This window comes from Catellatospora coxensis, from assembly GCF_016862635.1.
Lineage (GTDB): Bacteria > Actinomycetota > Actinomycetes > Mycobacteriales > Micromonosporaceae > Catellatospora > Catellatospora coxensis.
In genome coordinates, this window is the sequence record NZ_BONI01000090.1 from 15,388 (window position 1) to 34,724 (window position 19,337).

Genomic DNA, 19,337 nt, shown 5'->3' on the forward strand with positions numbered 1-19,337 from the left:
AATCGCGGGGAAAACCTGACGGGACATGTCAAGGATTGCCGCCACGATGGACCCATGCAGCAGAACCTTCACGGAAAGATCGCGCTGGTGGCCGGGGCGACCCGCGGGTGCGGGCGGGCGATCGCGGTCGAGCTCGGCCGGGCGGGCGCGACCGTCTACGTCACCGGTCGCAGCACCCGCGCCCAGCGGTCCGAGATGGACCGGCCGGAGACCATCGAGGACACCGCCGACCTGGTCACCGCGGCCGGCGGCGAGGGCATCGCGGTGCGCGTCGACCACCTGGTGCCCGACGAGGTCAGGGCCCTGGTCGAGCGGGTCGACGCCGCGCACGGGCGGCTCGACATCCTGGTCAACGACGTGTGGGGCGGCGACGGCTACGCCGAGTGGGGCAAGCCGCTGTGGGAGCAGTCGCTCGACGGCGGCCTGCGCATGCTCGGGCTGGGCCTGCACACTCACATCATCACCAGCCACGCCGCGCTGCCGCTGCTGGTCCGCCACCCGGGCGGGCTGGTCGTCGAGGTCACCGACGGCACCGACGAGTACAACCGCAGGTACCGCGACTCCTTCTTCTACGACCTGACCAAGACGTCGGTGTCACGCATCGCGCTGGCCCAGTCCGCCGAGCTCAAGCCGTACGGCGGGACCGCGGTCGTGGTCACCCCGGGTTTCCTGCGCTCGGAGGCGATGCTCGACCACTTCGGCGTCACCGAGGCCGACTGGCGCGACGGCGCGGCCAAGGAGCCGCACTTCATCCTGTCCGAGTCCCCGGCCTACCTGGGCCGGGGCGTGGCGGCGCTGGCGGCCGACCCCGACCGCGCCCGGTGGACGGGCAGCTCGCTGTCCAGCACGTCGCTCGCGCAGGCGTACGGCCTCACCGACGTGGACGGCTCGGTCCCCGACATCTGGCGCTACTTCGCCGAGCACGGCACCGCCGAGCATGGGCCGATCGATCCGGCCGGCTACCGCTAACCGGTGGCCGGGCACCCGCCGTAGCCGGACGACGGCGGACATGACATGACGCGCCTACCTCATTTTTGATGTGCGTACAGCAAAAATGATGTGGCCGCGCGCAGAGGTATGCCTGCGCGGCTGCTCAGGCGTGGCGGGCGGCGATCGCCGCGCCCACGGCCGCGAACTCGGCCCGCAGCCGCGCCGGGGCCAGGATCTCGACCTCCGCGCCCAGCGGGAGCAGCTGGCCGAGCGCGACGGCCGGTGACTCGACGGCCAGTTCCACCTCGCACCAGCCCTGCGCGTCGGGCGGGCCGGTGTGCCGGACGGCCTCGCCGCGGGCCGCGGGGTCGGTGACCAGCGGCAGCAGGCGCAGACCGCGCGGGCTCACCCGGAGCCGGACCAGGTCGCGCAGCAGCGAACGGTCGAACGAGGCGGCCGACTCCGCCCACCACTGCGCGAGCCGGAACCGCTCGGGCCGCTCGAACAGCTCGCCGCGCGCCTCGACGGCGACGACCCGGGCCAGCCGGTAGGTGCGCACGGCGTCGTCGGCCGGGACCCGGGCGACGAGATACCAGACCCCGGCCTTGAGGACCAGGCCGTACGGCTCCAGCTCGCGGCGCACCGAGCCGTCGGCGCGCCGGTAGCGCACGGTGATGCGGCGCTGCTCCCATACCGCCTCGGCGACGGTCATCAGGTGCGGCAGCTCCTCGCCGCGGTGGAACCAGCCGGGCGCGTCCAGGTGGAAGCGCTGGGCGATGGTGCGGGCCTGGTCGCGCAGCGGTTCGGGCAGCGTCGCCAGCACCTTCGCCTGCGCGGTCAGCAGCACCGAACCGAGGCCCAGCTCGGCGAGGGCTTCCGGGGCCGCCCCGGCGAACAGCGCGGCCGCCTCCGCGCCGGTGAGCCCGTCTAGCCGGGTACGCCAGCCCTCCAGCAGCCGGATGCCGCCCGCGCGGCCGGGCTCGGTCCACAGCGGCACCCCGGCCGCCTGCAGCGCGGCGACGTCGCGGTACACGGTGCGCACCGAGACCTCGAACAGCGACGCCAGCTCGGCGGCCCGCACGGAACGCCGCTGCTGCAGCGTGAGCAGCAGCGACACCAGCCGGGAGGCTTTCATCCGCGGGCGCTCGGGTTCGCCGGACCCGGCGAACCGACCCCGGCCCGGTCGCGCTCGCAGGACGTCGGCCGGCCGGTCACAGTCCGGCCACGAACCCGTGCAGGCAGCGGGTGACGCGGACCAGGTTCTCCGCGCTGCGGACGGGGTCGTCCGGGTGCTCCAGCGAGTGGTTCGCACCGGACAGCTCCAGGCAGGGCAGGCCGAGGTCGTCTGCCAGCCGCGGATCCCAGGAGAAGTCCCCGGTGCCGCCGATCAGCTGGGTGGGGGCGTCGGTCGCGCCGAGCGCGTCGACGACCGAGGCGTGGAACAGCAGGGGCGTCAGCCAGATCGCGGGCAGGTCGCGCTCGGCGGCCACGGGCGCCGCCAGGGTGCCGAGCGATTTCCCGACCAGCATGATCCGTTTCGCGGACTCCGCCTCGATGGCGGCGACGGCCTGCGCGACGACCCAGACGGCGCGCTCGTCCAGGTCGATGGTGGCGGGCGGGGTCCACCACAACTCCTGCACGGACCAGCCGTGGTGGGCGAGCACGGTGCGGGCCAGGTGCAGCAGCGGCCGGGCGGGCGTGTAGCCGCCGCCGGGCAGGATGATCGCTACGCGGTCGGGGTCGGCCTGATGGCGGTCGGTCATGCGCGGCCAGGGATTCGGAGTCGCCGGGTGGGCCATGGGCCGATCCTAGGTCGGTTCACGGTGGGGCGGTGGTCCCCGAGAGCCGGTTCCGCGACGGTGCGGATCAGCAACGGCCGTGCCCGGCGGCTTACACCGAGCGCGCGGCGCGCAGGGTCCCGATTTCGCGCGGACGTGGCCGCCGACCGTGCCGCGTTGTCGGGCTGATCGTCCAAGGTGCGGGTATCGATCAACTTCTTATGATCGTGCTCGATGTGAGTGACTGTCTCACCTGGACTGCTGGAGGAAACGTGCGCAAGTGGTATGCGGCGGCAATGGCGGCGCTGGGCCTGGCGGTGCTGCTGGCGGTGCCCGGCGCCGCGGGTGCGGGGCCGGGCGACACGGCGCGCGGCTGCGAGCGGCACTTCGACGCCGCGGTGGCGGACTTCGACGCGGTCTTCCTGGCCAAGGACCTGCCCGCGGTCATGGCGTACTACCACGACGACGCCGTGCAGATCGGCTCCAACGGGGCGTACCGCAAGGACAAGGCCGCCATCCAGGCCAACTTCACCGGGCTGTTCACCTATGACTTCACCGCCACGTTCCCCGAGGTGAAGAAGCACGTCGACGGCTGCCGCGGCGCGACGCTGGTGGTCGACTTCACGCTGGCCATCCCGTCGGTGGGCTTCAAGCAGCACTTCTACAACGCGCTCACCTTCGTCCGCGAGCGCGGCAAGTGGAAGATCATCCTGGATGTCAGCTCGCCGCTGCCGGTGGTCTGAGCGCCGTTTCCCGCCACCGCCGACCGTTCGCCGGCCGGCGGTGGCGGGTCAGGTTGGTGACGTAACCCTCCCGGGGCTGGCGCTCGGGGGCCTCCACGCGGCATGGTGGCGGTCCGCGATCGGGTGACGAGGGGGTGCGGGCGGCGATGCCGGTCGGAGAGCACGTGGTGGCACGGGCGCGCGAGCACGTCGCGGCCGGGACGCTGGCGGCCGCGCACGACCTGCTGTCCGCGGCGCTGGGCACGGTGCCCGCCGACCCGGCCCAGGCCACGCCGGTCGTCGCCGAGGCGGTGGTGCTGCAGACCGGGGTGCTGCTCGGGCTGGGGGAGCCGTACGCCGCCCGGGGCTGGGCCGCGTACGGCTTCGCGGCGGCGCGGGCGCTGTACGGCGAGCGCGACCGGCGCACCCTGCACGCGCTCGGGCTGCTGGCCGCGGTGCTGGCCAGGGTGGGGGTGCACGCCCGCGCGGTGCAGCGCTACCTCGACCTGATCGCCGCGTACGCCGACCTCGACGGGCCGGACTCGGACCGGGTACTGGCCGCGCGCGGCGACCTGGCCACCGTCGAGCACGCCCAGGGCCACTGCGTGACAGCGCGGCTGCGCCTGGCCACGGTGATCGACGAGCACCGGCGGCACCACGGCGCGGCGCACCCCGTGGGCATCCGCATGCAGCTGCGGCTGGCCGCGATGTGGCGCGACTGCGGCGGCTTCAACGACGCGCACGAGCTGCTGGCCGAGGCCCGCGAGCACGCCGCGGGGCTGGACCCCGCCGACCCGGTGCACACGATGATCACCGCGGCCGGCCGGGCCGTCGCCGACCCGCGCCACCGCTGCGGTGTCGGGCTGATCCCGGACACCCCGATCTCCCCGGTGGAACTCGCGGGGCAGCCGCGACCCGCCCGGCCCGTGGACCCGCCGCCGGCTGTCGTGCCGCAGCCCGACCCGGTTCCGGAGGACTCCTGGGCGCGGCGGCTGCGCGACGACGAGTCGGACACGGCGACGTGGGCGGGCGGTGTCGGCGGAAGCGGCGTCGAGCCGGACCCAGCCGGCCCGTGGGCGCCGCCGCAGGAGGAGCAGGCGGCGGTGTGGGACCACCTGACCCCGGCCGGGTACGAGCCGCCGTCGGTGCTCGCCGCCCCGGCCTTCAGCACGACCGTGTACCTGCCGCCGTACCTGACGGAGTCCGCGCCGTCGGCCGAGCCGGCGCGTGCGGTCGGCCGCCCGAAAGCCGAGCCGGTCGCGCGGCGGCTGCCGCAGCACACGTTGGTGCTGGTGGCGGCATGTGTGGGCATCGTCGCGGTGGCGTTGCTGTTCATGCTGCTGGTCAGCTCGGTTTCGCCGTAGCGCCGCACCCTCTAATATCGACGGCGGGCTCTGACGGCCCCCGGGAGCCGGGCCGCACCCTGATCTCGCCGACCGCGCCGTGCCGCGTCGGCGTCCTGTCTCGTACCAGCGTGGGGTCCTCCGCGTGGGCAGCGGGCGGCTTCGCGCGTCCCAGTGAGGGGATTCGCTCATGTCCAGGCCCACCGTGAGGGCAGCGCTGACGGCGCTGCTGGGCACACTCGTGGCCGCGACGGCCGTCGTCGTCGCCGCTCCCAGCGGCAGCGCCGCCGCCGCTCCGACCCGCATCATGGCGCTCGGCGACTCGATCACCGGGTCGCCCGGCTGCTGGCGGGCGACGCTGTGGAACCGGCTGCAGAGCACCGGCTACACCAACATCGACATGGTCGGCACGCTGCCGGCGCAGGGGTGCGGGGTCGCCCACGACGGCGACAACGAGGGCCACGGCGGCTTCCTGGCCACCAACATCGCCAACCAGAACCAGCTGGTCGGCTGGCTGTCGGCCACCCTGCCGGACGTCGTGCTGATGCACCTCGGGACCAACGACGTGTGGTCCAACCTGCCCAGCACGCAGATCCTCACCGCCTTCGGCAAGCTGGTCGACCAGATGCGGGCGAGTAATCCGGCCATGAAGATCCTGGTGGCGAAGATCATTCCGATGAACCCGTCGAGCTGCGCCGAATGCGCCGCGCGGGTGGTGTCGTTCAACAACGCCATTCCGGCCTGGGCGGCGGGCAAGACCACCGCGCAGTCGCCGATCACCGTGGTCGACCAGTGGACGGGCTTCAACACCGCGACCGACACGTACGACGGGGTGCACCCCAACGCGGCCGGTGACCAGAAGATGTCGGACCGCTGGTACCCGGCGCTGACCGCGGCGCTCAGCGGGGTGACCCCGTCGAACCCGCCGTCCCCGTCGGCCTCGCCCAGCCCGTCGGCCCCGCCGTCGCCCTCGGTCTCGCCGAGCCCGTCGCGCCCGCCGTCGCCCTCGCCGTCGGGCAACACCGGCAAGTCGTGCGCGGTGACGTACGTGGTCGTCGGGCAGTGGCCGGGCGGTTTCCAGGGTGAGCTGCGGGTGGTCAACAACGGCACGGTGCCGATCAGCGGCTGGTCGGTGCGGTTCACCTTCCCGAACGGCCAGGTGATCTCGCAGAGCTGGAACGGCCAGGTCACCCAGACCGGCTCCACGGTCACCACGCTCAACGTGAGCTGGAACGGTTCCCTGGCACCGGGCGCGGGCACCGCGGCCGGGTTCCTCGCCAGCTGGACCGGCGCCAACGGCACCCCGGTGCCGGTCTGCACGGCGCTCTGATAAAAAGGACAAAAAGGGCGTATCTGCATTGCGGGTGCGCCCTTTTTCCGTACCGTCACCGACGCCTGCCGCCGTGTCGGCAACCGCCCCTGGCAACGTGGTACAACTGGGGGTCGTGAATCGGCGGATCATGTCCGGAGATTCGGGTGAATACGGCCGGCCTGCGCCGGCTGTCGTTTTTACAGCCGGCGGCGGAGGGGAGGCCTCGGTGGCTCAGCAGCCGCTGGGCGATGTCCGCGCGCAATCGCGCGATCGCATCCTCACCGTCCCCAACCTGATCAGCTTCGCCCGCCTGCTCGGCGTGCCGGTCTTCCTCTACCTCTTCCTGGTCGCCGACGAGATCGGCTGGGCCGTGGTCGTGCTGGGCCTCGGCGGCACCACCGACTGGATCGACGGCTACCTGGCCCGCCGGCTCGGCCAGGTGAGCCGCGTCGGCGAGCTGCTCGACCCGGCCGCCGACCGCCTCTACATCCTCGCCACGCTGCTCGCCTTCACCGTGCGCGACATCGTGCCGTGGCAGTTCACGGTCGCGCTGCTGGCCCGCGACGTGCTGCTGATGCTGACCTTCCCGGTGCTGCGCAAGCTCGGCTACGGCCCGCTGCCGGTGCACTACATCGGCAAGACGGCCACCTTCATCCTGCTGATGGGCTTCCCGATCCTGCTGCTCGCCTGGGCCGTGCCGACCGGCCCGGTGCACACCGTCGCGTACGCGAGCGGCTGGGCGCTGTGCTGGTGGGGCATCGTCCTGTACTGGATCGCCGGCATCTTCTACCTGGTGCAGTTCGCCGCCGTGGTGCGGCGCTCCCGCGAGGTGGCGGCATGAGCGAGCGTGGCGAGCGAATCAGCAGGCTGGGTGATGCCGTCGGTGAGCGCAGCGAGGTGACGGCATGAGCGGCGACCCGGACCGGGAGCTGCTGCAGCAGGTGTCCACGCCGCCGTCGGGGCAGCGGGTGTGGCAGACGGACATGCTCACCGACCTGTTCCAGGACCCGCTCGACGGCGGGTACACCGACGCGGCCCGGGCCCGGCGCGAGCGCGGCCCGCTGCCGCCCGCGACCCGGTGGACCCGCCGGGGCTTCACCGTGATCGCCTGCGTGCTCATCGGTGTGCTGCTCACCGTGGCATACCAGCAGGTCATCGCGCGGGCGCCGGCGCGGGCCACCACCCGCACCGAGCTGATCAAGGACATCCAGCGGCGCACCGCGGAGACCGACAAGCTCGACCAGAACGCGGAGAACCTCCAGGACGAGGTGAACCGGCTGCGGGAGCAGGCGCTGGACGACACGGCCATCGGCCGGCTGCGCGAGCTGGAGGCCGCGACCGGAGTGCGCAAGGTCACCGGCGACGGTGTGGTGGTGACCCTCACCGACGGCCCCAACGCGGGCACCGAGCGGCTGGCCCGGGTGCTCGACTACGACCTGCAGCAGGTGACGAACGCGCTGTGGGCGGCCGGCGCGGAGGCGATCTCGGTGAACGGGCGGCGGCTGACCTCGGTCACCCCGATCCGCACCGCCGGCTCGGCGATCCTGATCGGCAACGCGCACATCATCGGGCCGTACGAGGTGGCCGCGATCGGGCCGTCGAACATGGCGGACCGGTTCAACGACTCGGCGGCGGCGGAGAACTTCCGCAACCTGCGCGACGACAAGCGTTTCGAAGTCGGCTTCGAGGTCGACGAAAAGGACGACCTGGAGCTGCCGGCGGCGGTGATGCCGCGGCTGCAGTTCGCCCGCGTGCCGCAGCCCTCGCCCTCCGGCTCGCCCGCACCCTCAACCTCGCCCTCGGGAGGTGGCAAGTGATCGCAGTACTGGCGTTGATCGCCGGGGTGGTGCTGGGCGTCGTGCTCAACCCCACCGTCCCGGACGCGCTGCAGCCCTACCTGCCGATCGCCGTGGTGGCCGCGCTGGACGCGGTCTTCGGCGGCCTGCGCGCCAAGCTCGACGGGATCTTCGACGACAAGCAGTTCGTGATCTCATTCATCTCGAACGTCCTGGTCGCGGCCTTCATCGTGTACCTCGGTGACAAGCTGGGCGTGGGTGGCCAGCTGTCCATCGGCGTCGTCGTCGTGCTCGGCGTGCGGATCTTCGGCAACGTGGCGGCGATCCGGCGCCGGCTGTTCAAGGCTTAGGTGCAGCGGTGAGCGACGAGAAGACTCAGCCGATCGACCCCGGGCAGGGCGACGAGCCGACCGTGCCCGTGGCGGGCGCTCCGGCCGACGCGGCGGACACCGCGGTGCCGGATGCCGCCCCGGAGCCCGGCGACACGGGCCCTGGCGACACGGAGCCCGGCGGCACGGGGGCGCAGGAGCGGCCGGCGGCGGACGCCTCCGACGACGCCCCGGACAGCGCGGCGAAGCGGCGGCTCAGCGGTGCGGGCGCGGTCATCGGCCTGCTGCTGGTGCTGCTCGGCTTCACGCTGGCCGTCCAGCTCAAGAGCAACTCCGCGGACGAGGGTTACCAGTCGCTGCGCGAGGAGGACCTCTACGTCATCCTCGCCGACCTCGACTCGCGGGCGGCCCGGCTGCGCCAGGACATCACCGAGCTCGAGGCGAACAAGCGCGAGCTGGCCTCCGGCGCGTCCAGCCGGGAGCAGATCCTCAAGGAGGCGCAGGAGCGCGCCGACGACCTGGGCATCCTGGCCGGCACGCTCAAGGCCCAGGGCTCGGGCATCACCCTGACCCTCTCCGACGGCGCCGAGCCGATCACCGCGGAGCACCTGGTCAACGCGATCCAGGAGCTGCGCGGTGCGGGCGCCGAGGCGATCCAGGTCGACGGGACCGGCGGCTCGGTGCGGGTGATCGCATCCACCCACTTCGTCGACGTCGGCGGCGGTGGCATCGACGTCGACGGGGTGCGGCTGACCGGGCCGTACACGGTGACCGCGATCGGCCCGGAAGACCTGGACAAGGCCATGGAGTTCCGCGGCGGGGTGGTTGACGATGTGCGCGGCGACGGCGGTAACGTGATCGTCAGTGATCCGCACCCGGTCGACATCACCGCGGTGCGGGGCACGCCGAACCTGGAGTACGCGAAGCCCGTCTCCTGACGGGCGCGGCCACACGACGGCCTGGAGCGAAAGGGCACGACCGTGATTCCTGAGGACCTGAAGTACACCGCCGAGCACGAGTGGGTCACCACGAAGGGCGGGTCGGTCCGGGTGGGCATCACCCATTTCGCGCAGGACGCGCTGGGCGACATCGTGTACGTGCAGCTGCCCGAGACCGGCCAGGTCGTGGCGTCCGGCGAGTCTTTCGGCGAGGTCGAGTCCACCAAGAGCGTGTCGGAGATCTACGCCCCGCTCAGCGGCACGGTGACCGCCCGCAACGAGGCCCTCGTGGACTCGCCCGACCTGATCAACACGGACCCGTACGGCGAGGGCTGGCTCGTCGAGATCGAGATCGCCGATCCGTCCGCGCTGGATGCGCTTCTCGACGCGGCGGCGTACCGTGAGCTGACCCAGAGCTGAACCTTCATTCAGGGGCGTGAATCGGGACCCGCGAGTCCGGTTGACCCTTCATTTCCAGGGTCGCTAGGCTCGCTCCCTAAGCTCGCCGCTGACGTCGAGTAATGCCCTACCCGGTGCCCATAGCAGTTCCACGTATTTCGTGGCCGATATGACCGTGAGGTGGTCCGATGACGCGACCAGACGACGAGTTCCCCCAGCTCGACGTCACGTCGACCCTGCACCTCGGCTCCCTGGAGGAGGCGCTGGAAGGGCCGGAGTCTGACGTGGCCCCGGGGCGGGTCTCGGGACAGCTGCCGCCGGGCATGGCCCTGCTGGTGGTGCGTCGCGGCCCCAACGCGGGCGCCCGCTTCCTGCTCGACCACGACGTGACGACGAGTGGCCGTCACCCCGACAGCGACATCTTCCTCGACGACGTGACGGTCTCCCGCCGGCACGCCGAGTTCCACCGGGACGGGTCCACGTTCACCGTGCGCGACGTGGGCAGCCTCAACGGCACGTACGTCAACCGGGAGCGGGTCGAGTCGGCCACGCTCAACAACGGCGACGAGGTGCAGGTCGGCAAGTTCCGCCTGCTGTACGTGGCCGGCCCGCGCGCCGAGGAGGCATGACAGCAGCGGTGCCGGCGTCGGCCGGCGGCGGGAGCGGGGCGGCGCGGGCACACGCGCTGATGAGCATCGGCGAGGTGCTCGGGCTGCTACGTTCCGACTTTCCGGACATCACCATCTCGAAGCTGCGATTCCTCGAGACGGAGGGTCTGGTGGAGCCGCAGCGCACGTCGTCCGGCTACCGCAAATACAGCCGCGAGGATGTGGCGCGGCTGCGTTTCATCCTTGCCGCGCAGCGTGACCAGTATCTGCCCCTGCGCGTCATCCGCGAGCAGTTGTCCGAAGGCGCGCACCTGACCCAGGCGCGCCCGACCCTGGTCGCGGTCGGCGACGACCACCGGCCCGAGGCCGTGGCGGAGCCGGTCGACGAGCGGCTGCGCCGCCAGGAGTTGTGCCACCGCGCCGGGATCACCGAGGCGCTGCTGGCCGACCTGGAGCGGCACGGGCTGGTCACCGCGCGGGCCGGGGAGTGGTTCGACGGGGACGCGCTGGCGGTCGCCGAGGTGGCCGGCCAGCTCGCCGAGTACGGCGTCGAGCCTCGGCACCTGCGCGCGTACCGGGTCGCGGCGGACCGGGAGGCCGGGCTCTACGCCCAGCTGGTGGCCCCGCTGATGCGCCAGCAGGATCCCACGGCCCGCGCGCGGGCGGCCGAGACGATGCGGGAGCTGACCGTCCTGTCGCAGCGGCTGCACGTGGCGCTGCTGCGTTCCGGGCTCAACGACGCGCTCGGCGGCTGACCGGCGGTCGTACGAGCCGACGGTGCGCGTGGGCGTGTAGCGTGCAGTAGGAGAGGCTGAGAGGCGCAGTGTCGTACGGTCCGCCGCCAGGCGGGCCCGCCGGACACCGGCCCCAGGCAGACGCGACGGAGGCGAGACGGTGCGCGAGCTGAGCGTGATCGGGGTAAGGGTCGAACTGCCCACCAACCAGCCGATCGTCCTGCTGCGTGAGGTGGACGGGGACCGCTACCTGCCGATCTGGATCGGCGCGGTCGAGGCGACGGCGATCGCCTACGAGCAGCAGGGCGTCAAGCCGGCCCGGCCGCTCACTCATGATCTTCTCCGGGACCTGCTGCAGGCGCTGTCCGCGCCGCTCAAGGCCGTGGAGATCGTCGAGCTGAAGGACAGCATCTTCTACGCCGACCTGCTCATCGGCGACTCGGTGCGGGTGTCGGCGCGGCCCAGCGACGCGATCGCCCTGGCGCTGCGGGTGGGCGCGCCGGTGCGCTGCGCGGAGCGCGTGCTCGACGAGGCCGGGATCATCATCCCGGACGAGCAGGAGGACGAGGTCGAGAAGTTCCGCGAGTTCCTGGAGCAGGTGCGTCCGGAGGACTTCGCGAGCTAGCGAGCGCGGAAGGCGCCCGTTAACGATCGGGTCACCGAAAAGTGACGCTCCGAGTCTCGAATGTGGCGTGTCGCAGCGTTACCTCCCCGCCGGTCGGCGCGATCCGCTATAGGCTGGTCCAAGTCGACACTCAGCGGGAGGTAGTCGCATGAACCAGCTCCACGATCCGCAAACCTCTGGTAGTGACCCAGGTCGTCCCGGTGGTGCGGCCGCGTTGCGCGGCGGCGTGGCGGAGGATGCGGACTCGGACGTGCAGGGCGGTTCGCTCGGCTATCGGGGCGTGACGGCCTGCCACGCGGTCGGCATCAGCTACCGGCAGCTGGACTACTGGGCCCGCACCGGGCTGGTGGTGCCGAGCATCCGCGACGCGTCCGGCTCGGGCACCCAGCGCCTCTACTCGTTCCGCGACCTGGTCGTGCTGAAGGTGGTCAAACGGCTGCTGGACGCCGGGGTGTCGCTGCAGAACATCCGCCGCGCGATCGAGACGCTGCGGGCGTACGACGCCGACGACCTGGCCACCATCACGCTCATCTCCGACGGCACCTCGGTGTACGACTGCCGCTCGCCGGAGGAGGTCGTGGACCTGCTGCAGGGCGGGCAGGGCGTGTTCGGCATCGCCATCGGCGGCGCGTTCAAGGAGATCCAGGGTTCGCTGTCGCACCTGCCCGCCGAGCGCGGCACCGAGGTCGAGGAGGCGACGGTCACCCCGTTCGCGCCGGCCGTGCTGCCACTGGGCGTCACCGACGAGCTGGCCGCCCGCCGGGCGCGGCGCCGGGCCGGCTAGCGCCCGGCACCCCCGTGTGACCGGCGTCACGGCCGGGCGGTAAGAACTTCCCATGCTGGTGCAACCCGACGCCCGTCGTCGTTGGCTGTGGACGGCGGCTGCCGCCGTGGCGGCGTACGCGCTGCTGACCTTCGCGGTCGAGGCCACCTGGACGCCGCTGGTGGAGCAGGACGCCGTCGTCAGCGCGGCCGCGCACCGGCTGGCGCTGGAGTATCCGATGTGGCGGTCCGCGATGACCGCGGTCACCCGCACCGGTGACACGGTGGTGCTGCTATCGGTGCTCGCGTTCACGCTCGGCTTCCTGCTGCGCCGCCGGCTGCTCACTCAGCTGGGGTTCGTGTGCGCGGCGGTGGCGGCCAGCGCGGCGCTGCGGCTGACCGTGCACGCGCTGGTGGCCCGGCACCGCCCGGAGGAGATGCTTGGCCTGGCGGCGGGCTGGTCCTACCCGTCCGGCCACACCAGCCACTTCGCGACCGGCGCGTTGCTGCTGCTGGTGCTCGCCTGGCCGCTGCTGCGGGCCAGCTGGCAGCGGGTGGCGCTGGTGGCGGGGGTCGGCGGCTGGGCGCTGCTGGTGGGGGCGAGCCGGGTGGCGCTGGTCGTGCATTGGCCGTCCGATGTGCTCGGCGGGTGGCTGGTCGCGCTGGCCGCAGTGCCGCTCGCGATCGTGACTCACGCTATGTGGCTAAATCATTCCCGTCCGTAATCTTACATTGTCGTACGTACATATCCGCTGCCAGTCTGGTCACCCAGCGGTCCACAGGGGACCGCGGGAGACGCGAGGGGTGGCGGCGATGGCACGACGCTGGCTGGTGACGGGATGCTCGACCGGGCTGGGCCGGGCGCTGGTGGAGCGGTTGGCGCAGGCGGGCGAGCGGGTGGTGGCCACGGCCCGCCGGCCCGAGACGCTGGCCGACCTGGCCGAGCGCTATCCGGACACGGTGCTGACCCTGGCGCTGGACGTCTGCGACCCGGTCGCCTGCGCGGCCGTGGTGACCGCCGCGGCCCGTCGCTTCGGCGGCGTCGACGTGCTCGTCAACAACGCCGGGTACGGCCAGTGCGGCGCGGTGGAGGAGGTCTCCGACGGGGAGCTGGCGGCGCAGTTCGCGACCAACGTGTACGGGCCGTGGCGGCTGGCCCGGCTGGTGCTGCCGCTGTGGCGAGCGCAGGGCGGCGGGCACGCGGTGTTCGTCTCCTCGATCGCGGGCATGGTGCCGTTCCCCGGGCTCGCGGCGTACACGGCCAGCAAGTTCGCGCTGGAGGGTCTGGCCGAGTCGCTGGCGCAGGAGTCGGCGCACCTGGGGGTGAAGGTCACCATCGTGCAGCCCGGCGGGTTCAGCACCCTGTACGGCGAGTCGGCGGCCATGCCGCGCCGGCGGGTGGGCGCCTACGAGCAGGTCGAGGGCCCGATGATCGAGGGCCTGCGCGCCATGCGCGGCAATCCGGAGCTCAACCCGCCGGAACTGTTCGCCGAAGCGGTCCACCGCCTGGTCGGCCTGGCCGAACCACCGCTGCGCCTGCCGGTCGGCGAGGACGCCGGCCAGTTCCTCACCATGGCCCTGGCCGCCCGCACCAAGGAGTTCGAGGACGTCACCGCCGCCCGCCTCCACGTGGCCGCGGCCGCCTGAGCCGGGTCAGTCGCGGAGGGCGTCGTCGATGCCGGGCTCGTGGCGGCCGAGGAAGACGGGGTCGCGGTTGGTGAGCACGTCGAGCATGGCTTTCACGCAGGCGCCCTGTTCGCGGACGACGGCTTTGGTCCAGAAGGAGCCGAAGCGGCGGGCGGTGTCGTCGCCGACCCCGGTGGCGTCGATGCCCGCCTCGCGGCACAGCGCGACGGCCCGGTCGATGTGGAAGCTCTGGGTGATCACGATGAGCTGCCGTACCCCGAACACCCGGACGGCCCGCTGGCAGGAGTCGTACGTGTCGAAGCCGGCGTGGTCGGCGACCACCTTGCGGTCGGGCACGCCGCGGTCGATCAGCCACTGGCGCATGGCGTCGGGCTCGTCGTAGGTCCACTGGCCGTGGTCGCCGGAGACCAGCACGGCGCGCACCTTGCCGGTCTCGTAGAGCCGGCGGGCGATGTCGAGGCGGGCCTCCAGGAAGCCCGAGGGCGAGCCGTTGTCGTGCACCTGCGCGCCCAGCACCAGGGCGACCGGGGCCTCGGGCACGTCCGCGGCCGTGTACACGTGCCCGGCGGCCTGCCAGCGCACCCAGCCGACGCTGCCCACCAGCGCGAGCACCGCGGCGAGCACGCCGAGCAGCACCACCCGGCGCGCGATGCGCCACCCGCGCCGTGGCCGCCGCGACGGGCCGGGCGGCGTGCCGGCGCCGGTGTCGGTGTCGGTGTGCTCCGGACCGCCCGTGCCGTTCTCGGGATGTTCCAGGTGGGACGCCATGCGCGGCATCATCGCGTATGCCCGCCACGCGGGGCGACCCGCATCCACGGCTACTAGGGCGATTCGCGGCTCTTGAGATGATATCGCCGCTATGGTGAGTCAGGACGGAACCTAGCCACGGGGGGCAGGTATGACCGCGGCCGCGGTGCTGACCACGGCCCTCGCGCAGCGGCGCGAGCGGCCCGGGGCAGACCTGGTCGAGTCCGCTCCGGACCTCGTGGCGGCCGCGACGGCGATGGCCCGGCGGTTCCGTGCGGGCGGCGTCCTGCACGCCTTCGGCGACGACGACGCCGACGCCCGCCACATCGCGGTCGAGTTCGTCCACCCGGTGATCGTCGGAAAGCGCGCCCTGCCCGCCGTGGCCCACCACGCCTCCCGCGCCGCCCACCACCTGCGCCACGCCGCCCCGTCCGACCTCGCCCTGGCCGTATGCGCCGCCCCCGTACTCCGAGTCACCGAGCCCTCGCCCGTCGCGGGGCCGGTCGCGGCGGCGCTGGCCGCGGCGGGGGAGCGCGGGTTGCTGACGGTGGCGTTGGTGGGGCGGCGGTGGGCCGGGCCGGGGGTGGACCACCTGCTCAGCCTGCCGGCCGACGATCCGCTCGTGCTGCGGGAGCTGCAGGTGTCGGCGTACCACCTGCTCTGGGAACTGACCCACGCGCTGCTGGAACACGGCCCGGACGGGGTCGCGCCATGAGGCACGCCATCCCGGTGGAGCTGCGGGCCGTGGCCGACCTGGCCGGCGGCTCGTGTGTGACCTGCTCGGACACCGCGGTCCCGGCGACCGTGGTGCTGCTGCTGCCCGGTGGGCTGGCGATGGCCGACGCGGGTGCGGGCCCGGAGGAGATCAGCGTCGCGCTGGTCGCCGCGCGGGTCGGCGACACCGTACTGGTGCACGCGGGTGAGGCCATCCGGGTGCTGCCGGAGGTGGCCGGGTGAGCAACGCCGCCCCGGCGCACCTGGGCGCCCTGTACCCCTTCCTGTACGCGCAGCCCGCGCCGGCCGTGGACGCGTTCACGGCCGAGCTGGTGGTGTCCACCGCCGGCAAGCTGCGGGAGGCGGCGGCGCTGCGCGCCCAGGTGCTCACCGAGCAGGGCGAGGCGCTGGCCGCGTGCGCGCGGGCACTGGCCGTGGCGCTGGACACCGGCGGGCGGCTGTTCGCGTTCGGCAACGGCGGCAGCGCGACCGACGCCCAGGCCTGCGCCGACCTGTTCGTCGACCCGCCGCCGGGCTACGGCGCGCCGGTGCTGGCGGCGTACGCGCTCAGCGCCGATGTGGCGGTGGTCAGCGCGCTGGCCAACGACGTCGGCGTGGAGGCGGTGTTCGCCCGGCAGGTCGCCGCGCACGCCCGGCCCGGTGACGTCGCCGTGGGCTTCTCCACCAGCGGGAACTCGCCGAACCTGCTCGCCGCGTTCGACCGGGCGCGCCGCTGCGGCATGGTCACCGTCGGGTTCAGCGGCGGCGGCGGTGGACGGCTGGCCGAGCCGGGCGCCGTGGACCACTTGTTCGTCGTGCGGTCGCCGTCGGTGCACCGCATCCAGGAGGCGCAGACCACCACCTGCCACGTGCTGTGGGAGCTGACCGTGGCGGAGCTGGCCGGCGCCCGAAGCCGCCCGGGGGCGGCACAGGGGGTGTTCGCTGATGACCGCAACACAGGCACAGCCTGCTGACACCGATGAGCGGCCGATCCACATTCTCTGGATCAACGCAGGACTCAGCTGCGACGGCGACTCGGTCGCGCTGACCGCGGCGACGCAGCCGAGCATCGAGGAGATCGCGCTCGGCGCGCTGCCGGGCCTGCCGAAGATCGCGGTGCACTGGCCGCTGATCGACTTCGAGTGCGGGCCGGACGGCGGGGCCGACGACTTCCTGTCCTGGTTCCACAAGGCCGACCGGGGCGAGCTGGAGCCGTTCGTGCTGGTGATCGAAGGGTCCATCCCGAACGAGTCGATCAAGGAAGAGGGCTACTGGGCCGCCTTCGGCACCGACCCGGCAACGGGGCAGCCGATCACCACGAGTGAGTGGCTGGACCGGCTCGCGCCCAAGGCCCTCGCGGTGCTCGCGGTCGGCACCTGCGCCACGTACGGCGGCATCCACGCCATGTCCGGCAACCCGACCGGGGCCATGGGCGTGCCCGACTACCTGGGCTGGGACTGGCGCTCGGCGGCGGGCATCCCGATCGTGTGCGTGCCGGGCTGCCCGATCCAGCCGGACAACCTCGCCGAGACCATCACCTACCTGCTCTACCAGGCGGCCGGGCAGGCCCCGATGATCCCGCTGGACGACAAGCTGCGGCCGCAGTGGCTGTTCGGGCAGACCGTGCACGAGGGCTGCGACCGGGGCGGCTACTACGAGCAGGGCCAGTTCGCCACGCACTACGGCACGCCCGAGTGCATCGTGAAGATCGGCTGCTGGGGCCCGGTCGTCAAGTGCAACGTGCCCAAACGCGGCTGGATGAACGGCATCGGCGGCTGCCCGAACGTGGGCGGCATCTGCATCGGCTGCACCATGCCGGGTTTCCCGGACAAGTTCATGCCGTTCATGGACGAGCCGCCCGGCGCGACCGTGTCCTCGGCCGGCAGCGGCGTGTACGGCGCGATGATCCGCCGGCTGCGCAACATCACCGGCAAGACCGTGGACAAGGAGCCCAAGTGGCGGCGCCGGGGCACCGAACTCACCACCGGCTACCACCGCTGACCAGCGGCAGGGAGCCCGCACTGCGGGCGATCCGTGACACAGCCTGATCAGAAAGGCGTTGAGGACGAGCATGGCGACGCAGACGGCCGCGGAGGGCCTCGTCGAGATGTCGTGGGATCCGATCACCCGGATCGTCGGCAGCCTCGGCATCTACACCAAGATCGATTGGAAGGCCCGCCGGGTCGTCGAGTGCTACAGCACCTCGTCGGTGTTCCGCGGCTACAGCATCTTCATGAAGGGCAAGGATCCGCGCGACGCCCACTTCATCACCAGCCGGATCTGCGGCATCTGCGGCGACAACCACGCCACCTGCTCGGTCTACAACCAGAACATGGCGTACGGCGTGCAGCCGCCGCACCTGGGCGAGTGGATCGTCAACCTCGGCGAGGCCGCCGAGTACATGTTCGACCACAACATCTTCCAGGAGAACCTGGTCGGGGTGGACTACTGCGAGAAGATGGTCCGCGAGACCAACCCGGGCGTGTGGGAGAAGGCGAAGAACACCCCCGCGCCGCACGCCGAGCAGCACGGCTACAAGACCATCGCCGAGATCATGACCTCGCTGAACCCGCTGGAAGGGGAGTTCTACCGCGAGGCGCTGCAGGTCAGCCGGTCCACCCGGGAGATGTTCTGCCTGATGGAGGGCAGGCACGTGCACCCGTCCACGCTGTACCCGGGCGGTGTCGGCACGGTCGCCACGGTGCAGCTGTTCACCGACTACCTGTCCCGGCTGATGCGCTACGTCGAGTTCATGAAGCGGGTCGTGCCCATGCACGACGACCTGTTCGACTTCTTCTACGACGCGCTGCCCGGCTACGAGGAGGTCGGCCGGCGGCGGGTGCTGCTGGGCTGCTGGGGCGCGCTCAACGACCCCGACCACTGCGACTTCACCTACGAGCGGATGAGCGAGTGGGGCAAGAAGATGTTCGTCACGCCGGGCATCGTGGTCGACGGCAAGCTCGTCACCAACGACCTGGTCGACATCAACCTCGGCATCCGCATCCTGCTCGGCAGCTCCTACTACGACGACTGGCAGGGCCAGGAGGTCTTCGTCAAGCGGGACCCGCTGGGCAACCCGGTCGACGTGCGCCACCCGTGGAACCAGCACACCCTGCCCAGGCCGCAGAAACGCGACTTCGACGGGGCGTACTCCTGGGTCATGTCGCCGCGCTGGTTCGACGGCAGCGACCACCTGGCCCTGGACACCGGCGGCGGCCCGATCGCCCGGCTGTGGTCCACCGCGCTGTCCGGCCTGGTCGACATCGGCTACGTCAAGGCGACCGGGCACAGCGTCGTGATCAACCTGCCGAAGACGCTGACCCGGCCGGAGGCCACCTTCGAGTGGAAGATCCCGAAGTGGAGCAACGCGCTGGAGCGCAACCGCGCCCGCACCTACTTCCAGGCGTACGCCGCCGCCGTCGCGCTGCACGCCTGCGAGAAGGCGCTCGCCGAGGTGCGGGCCGGGCGCACCCAGACCTGGGAGCCCTTCAAGGTGCCCAAGGACGCGAACAGCGTCGGCTTCACCGAGGCGGTACGCGGGGTGCTGTCGCACCACATGGTCATCCGCGACGGGAAGATCGCCAACTACCACCCGTACCCGCCGACGCCCTGGAACGGCAGCGTGCGCGACCGCTTCGGCACCCCGGGCCCGTACGAGGACGCGGTGCAGAACACGCCCATCTTCGAGGAGAACTCCCAGGAGAACTTCAAGGGCATCGACATCATGCGCGCGGTACGCAGCTTCGACCCGTGCCTGCCCTGCGGCGTGCACATGTACACCGGCAACGGCTCGGTGCTCAAGAAGCTGCACACCCCGCACGCCTTCGCCTCCGGTGCGGCGTGATCATGAGCGAGCGGAGCGAGGGAATCATGGGCACAGTCCGGCTCATGGCGACGCCGGAGGCGGCGGCATGAGCGAGCGGAGCGAGGGAATCATGGGCACAGTCCGGCTC

Annotated in this window: 23 protein-coding genes; 20 read left to right on the top strand and 3 right to left on the bottom strand. The window is 72.2% G+C overall.

Going from position 1 to position 19,337, the window contains the following annotated elements; all coding sequences use genetic code 11:
- Nucleotides 1-54 precede the first annotated feature (54 nt).
- The gene (locus Cco03nite_RS35800; RefSeq protein WP_203698447.1) at nt 55-969 is read left to right on the top strand and encodes an SDR family oxidoreductase; all 915 of its coding nucleotides are present in this window, start codon (nt 55-57) and stop codon (nt 967-969) included.
- A gap of 124 nt (nt 970-1,093) precedes the next feature.
- Here the strand turns inward: Cco03nite_RS35800 and Cco03nite_RS35805 are convergent, their stop codons facing one another.
- Together Cco03nite_RS35805 and Cco03nite_RS35810 are read right to left on the bottom strand one after the other, a co-directional pair.
- The gene (locus Cco03nite_RS35805; protein WP_203698448.1) at nt 1,094-2,065 is read right to left on the bottom strand and encodes a helix-turn-helix transcriptional regulator; all 972 of its coding nucleotides are present in this window, start codon (nt 2,063-2,065) and stop codon (nt 1,094-1,096) included.
- Between the two features lie 76 nt (nt 2,066-2,141).
- Nucleotides 2,142-2,729, bottom strand: a complete 588-nt coding sequence (locus Cco03nite_RS35810; protein WP_203698449.1) for an alpha/beta hydrolase — start codon at nt 2,727-2,729, stop codon at nt 2,142-2,144.
- Between the two features lie 251 nt (nt 2,730-2,980).
- Here Cco03nite_RS35810 and Cco03nite_RS35815 point away from each other — a divergent pair, with 251 nt between their 5' ends.
- The 14 genes from Cco03nite_RS35815 (at nt 2,981) to Cco03nite_RS35880 (ending at nt 13,923) form a co-directional block, all read left to right on the top strand.
- On the top strand, nt 2,981-3,451 hold the full coding sequence (locus tag Cco03nite_RS35815) for a YybH family protein (RefSeq protein ID WP_203698450.1): 471 nt from the start codon (nt 2,981-2,983) through the stop codon (nt 3,449-3,451).
- A 146-nt stretch (nt 3,452-3,597) separates the two neighbouring features.
- A complete protein-coding gene (locus tag Cco03nite_RS35820) occupies nt 3,598-4,794 on the top strand; it encodes a hypothetical protein (RefSeq protein ID WP_203698451.1) in 1,197 nt (398 codons plus the stop codon).
- A gap of 169 nt (nt 4,795-4,963) precedes the next feature.
- Entirely contained in the window at nt 4,964-6,103 is a 1,140-nt protein-coding gene (locus tag Cco03nite_RS35825; protein WP_203698452.1) for a cellulose binding domain-containing protein, read from the top strand.
- Between the two features lie 208 nt (nt 6,104-6,311).
- Nucleotides 6,312-6,926 (top strand): cardiolipin synthase ClsA, encoded by a 615-nt coding sequence (gene clsA / locus Cco03nite_RS35830; protein ID WP_239167932.1) that lies wholly within the window; start codon nt 6,312-6,314, stop codon nt 6,924-6,926.
- Nucleotides 6,927-6,990: 64 nt separating this feature from the next.
- The gene (locus tag Cco03nite_RS35835; protein ID WP_203698453.1) at nt 6,991-7,902 is read left to right on the top strand and encodes a DUF881 domain-containing protein; all 912 of its coding nucleotides are present in this window, start codon (nt 6,991-6,993) and stop codon (nt 7,900-7,902) included.
- On the top strand, nt 7,899-8,231 hold the full coding sequence (locus tag Cco03nite_RS35840; RefSeq protein ID WP_203698454.1) for a small basic family protein: 333 nt from the start codon (nt 7,899-7,901) through the stop codon (nt 8,229-8,231). The genes Cco03nite_RS35835 and Cco03nite_RS35840 overlap by 4 nt, the downstream gene beginning before the upstream one ends.
- 8 nt (nt 8,232-8,239) lie before the next feature.
- Nucleotides 8,240-9,148, top strand: coding sequence for a DUF881 domain-containing protein (locus tag Cco03nite_RS35845; RefSeq protein ID WP_203698455.1), 909 nt, complete (start codon nt 8,240-8,242; stop codon nt 9,146-9,148).
- A 42-nt stretch (nt 9,149-9,190) separates the two neighbouring features.
- A complete protein-coding gene (gene gcvH, locus Cco03nite_RS35850; protein ID WP_203698456.1) occupies nt 9,191-9,568 on the top strand; it encodes a glycine cleavage system protein GcvH in 378 nt (125 codons plus the stop codon).
- Between the two features lie 167 nt (nt 9,569-9,735).
- Complete coding sequence (gene odhI / locus Cco03nite_RS35855; protein WP_203698457.1) at nt 9,736-10,176, top strand: oxoglutarate dehydrogenase inhibitor Odhl; 441 nt, start codon at nt 9,736-9,738, stop codon at nt 10,174-10,176.
- The gene (gene ftsR, locus Cco03nite_RS35860) at nt 10,173-10,910 is read left to right on the top strand and encodes a transcriptional regulator FtsR (RefSeq protein ID WP_239167933.1); all 738 of its coding nucleotides are present in this window, start codon (nt 10,173-10,175) and stop codon (nt 10,908-10,910) included. The genes odhI and ftsR overlap by 4 nt, the downstream gene beginning before the upstream one ends.
- Before the next feature lie 139 nt (nt 10,911-11,049).
- Nucleotides 11,050-11,514: a bifunctional nuclease family protein gene (locus tag Cco03nite_RS35865; protein ID WP_203698458.1), complete on the top strand. Its 465-nt coding sequence runs from the start codon at nt 11,050-11,052 to the stop codon at nt 11,512-11,514.
- Between the two features lie 148 nt (nt 11,515-11,662).
- Nucleotides 11,663-12,298, top strand: a complete 636-nt coding sequence (locus tag Cco03nite_RS35870) for a MerR family transcriptional regulator (protein ID WP_239167934.1) — start codon at nt 11,663-11,665, stop codon at nt 12,296-12,298.
- 52 nt (nt 12,299-12,350) lie between these two features.
- Nucleotides 12,351-13,001 carry a phosphatase PAP2 family protein gene (locus tag Cco03nite_RS35875; protein ID WP_203698459.1) on the top strand — a complete coding sequence of 217 codons (651 nt, stop codon included), beginning with the start codon at nt 12,351-12,353 and terminating at the stop codon, nt 12,999-13,001.
- Nucleotides 13,002-13,089: 88 nt separating this feature from the next.
- Nucleotides 13,090-13,923 (top strand): SDR family NAD(P)-dependent oxidoreductase, encoded by an 834-nt coding sequence (locus Cco03nite_RS35880; RefSeq protein WP_203698461.1) that lies wholly within the window; start codon nt 13,090-13,092, stop codon nt 13,921-13,923.
- A 6-nt stretch (nt 13,924-13,929) separates the two neighbouring features.
- Here the strand turns inward: Cco03nite_RS35880 and Cco03nite_RS35885 are convergent, their stop codons facing one another.
- Nucleotides 13,930-14,691, bottom strand: a complete 762-nt coding sequence (locus Cco03nite_RS35885; protein ID WP_203698462.1) for a SanA/YdcF family protein — start codon at nt 14,689-14,691, stop codon at nt 13,930-13,932.
- 130 nt (nt 14,692-14,821) lie between these two features.
- Between Cco03nite_RS35885 and Cco03nite_RS35890 the strand changes: the two genes are divergently transcribed.
- The 5 genes from Cco03nite_RS35890 (at nt 14,822) to Cco03nite_RS35910 (ending at nt 19,228) form a co-directional block, all read left to right on the top strand.
- Nucleotides 14,822-15,385, top strand: a complete 564-nt coding sequence (locus Cco03nite_RS35890) for a phosphoheptose isomerase family protein (protein WP_203698463.1) — start codon at nt 14,822-14,824, stop codon at nt 15,383-15,385.
- Nucleotides 15,382-15,627, top strand: a complete 246-nt coding sequence (locus tag Cco03nite_RS35895; RefSeq protein ID WP_203698464.1) for a HypC/HybG/HupF family hydrogenase formation chaperone — start codon at nt 15,382-15,384, stop codon at nt 15,625-15,627. Before Cco03nite_RS35890 ends, Cco03nite_RS35895 begins: the two co-directional genes overlap by 4 nt.
- Nucleotides 15,624-16,358: a D-sedoheptulose-7-phosphate isomerase gene (locus Cco03nite_RS35900; RefSeq protein ID WP_203698465.1), complete on the top strand. Its 735-nt coding sequence runs from the start codon at nt 15,624-15,626 to the stop codon at nt 16,356-16,358. The genes Cco03nite_RS35895 and Cco03nite_RS35900 overlap by 4 nt, the downstream gene beginning before the upstream one ends.
- Nucleotides 16,330-17,385, top strand: a complete 1,056-nt coding sequence (locus Cco03nite_RS35905) for an NADH-quinone oxidoreductase subunit B family protein (RefSeq protein WP_203698466.1) — start codon at nt 16,330-16,332, stop codon at nt 17,383-17,385. The genes Cco03nite_RS35900 and Cco03nite_RS35905 overlap by 29 nt, the downstream gene beginning before the upstream one ends.
- Before the next feature lie 70 nt (nt 17,386-17,455).
- Nucleotides 17,456-19,228, top strand: a complete 1,773-nt coding sequence (locus Cco03nite_RS35910; protein WP_203698467.1) for a nickel-dependent hydrogenase large subunit — start codon at nt 17,456-17,458, stop codon at nt 19,226-19,228.
- The last annotated feature ends 109 nt before the right edge of the window (nt 19,229-19,337 follow it).

Bases quoted from the DNA above. Each gene is read 5' to 3' on its own strand.
- Cco03nite_RS35895 (WP_203698464.1), top strand. From the start codon at position 15,382: ATGAGGCACGCCATCCCGGTGGAGCTGCGGGCCGTGGCCGACCTGGCC.
- Cco03nite_RS35805 (WP_203698448.1), bottom strand. From the start codon at position 2,065: ATGAAAGCCTCCCGGCTGGTGTCGCTGCTGCTCACGCTGCAGCAGCGG.
- Cco03nite_RS35870 (WP_239167934.1), top strand. From the start codon at position 11,663: ATGAACCAGCTCCACGATCCGCAAACCTCTGGTAGTGACCCAGGTCGT.
- Cco03nite_RS35825 (WP_203698452.1), top strand. From the start codon at position 4,964: ATGTCCAGGCCCACCGTGAGGGCAGCGCTGACGGCGCTGCTGGGCACA.
- Cco03nite_RS35890 (WP_203698463.1), top strand. From the start codon at position 14,822: ATGACCGCGGCCGCGGTGCTGACCACGGCCCTCGCGCAGCGGCGCGAG.
- odhI (WP_203698457.1), top strand. From the start codon at position 9,736: ATGACGCGACCAGACGACGAGTTCCCCCAGCTCGACGTCACGTCGACC.
- Cco03nite_RS35820 (WP_203698451.1), top strand. From the start codon at position 3,598: ATGCCGGTCGGAGAGCACGTGGTGGCACGGGCGCGCGAGCACGTCGCG.
- Cco03nite_RS35910 (WP_203698467.1), top strand. From the start codon at position 17,456: ATGGCGACGCAGACGGCCGCGGAGGGCCTCGTCGAGATGTCGTGGGAT.
- Cco03nite_RS35810 (WP_203698449.1), bottom strand. From the start codon at position 2,729: ATGGCCCACCCGGCGACTCCGAATCCCTGGCCGCGCATGACCGACCGC.
- Cco03nite_RS35885 (WP_203698462.1), bottom strand. From the start codon at position 14,691: ATGGCGTCCCACCTGGAACATCCCGAGAACGGCACGGGCGGTCCGGAG.
- Cco03nite_RS35835 (WP_203698453.1), top strand. From the start codon at position 6,991: ATGAGCGGCGACCCGGACCGGGAGCTGCTGCAGCAGGTGTCCACGCCG.
- Cco03nite_RS35905 (WP_203698466.1), top strand. From the start codon at position 16,330: ATGACCGCAACACAGGCACAGCCTGCTGACACCGATGAGCGGCCGATC.
- Cco03nite_RS35800 (WP_203698447.1), top strand. From the start codon at position 55: ATGCAGCAGAACCTTCACGGAAAGATCGCGCTGGTGGCCGGGGCGACC.
- Cco03nite_RS35880 (WP_203698461.1), top strand. From the start codon at position 13,090: ATGGCACGACGCTGGCTGGTGACGGGATGCTCGACCGGGCTGGGCCGG.
- ftsR (WP_239167933.1), top strand. From the start codon at position 10,173: ATGACAGCAGCGGTGCCGGCGTCGGCCGGCGGCGGGAGCGGGGCGGCG.
- Cco03nite_RS35875 (WP_203698459.1), top strand. From the start codon at position 12,351: ATGCTGGTGCAACCCGACGCCCGTCGTCGTTGGCTGTGGACGGCGGCT.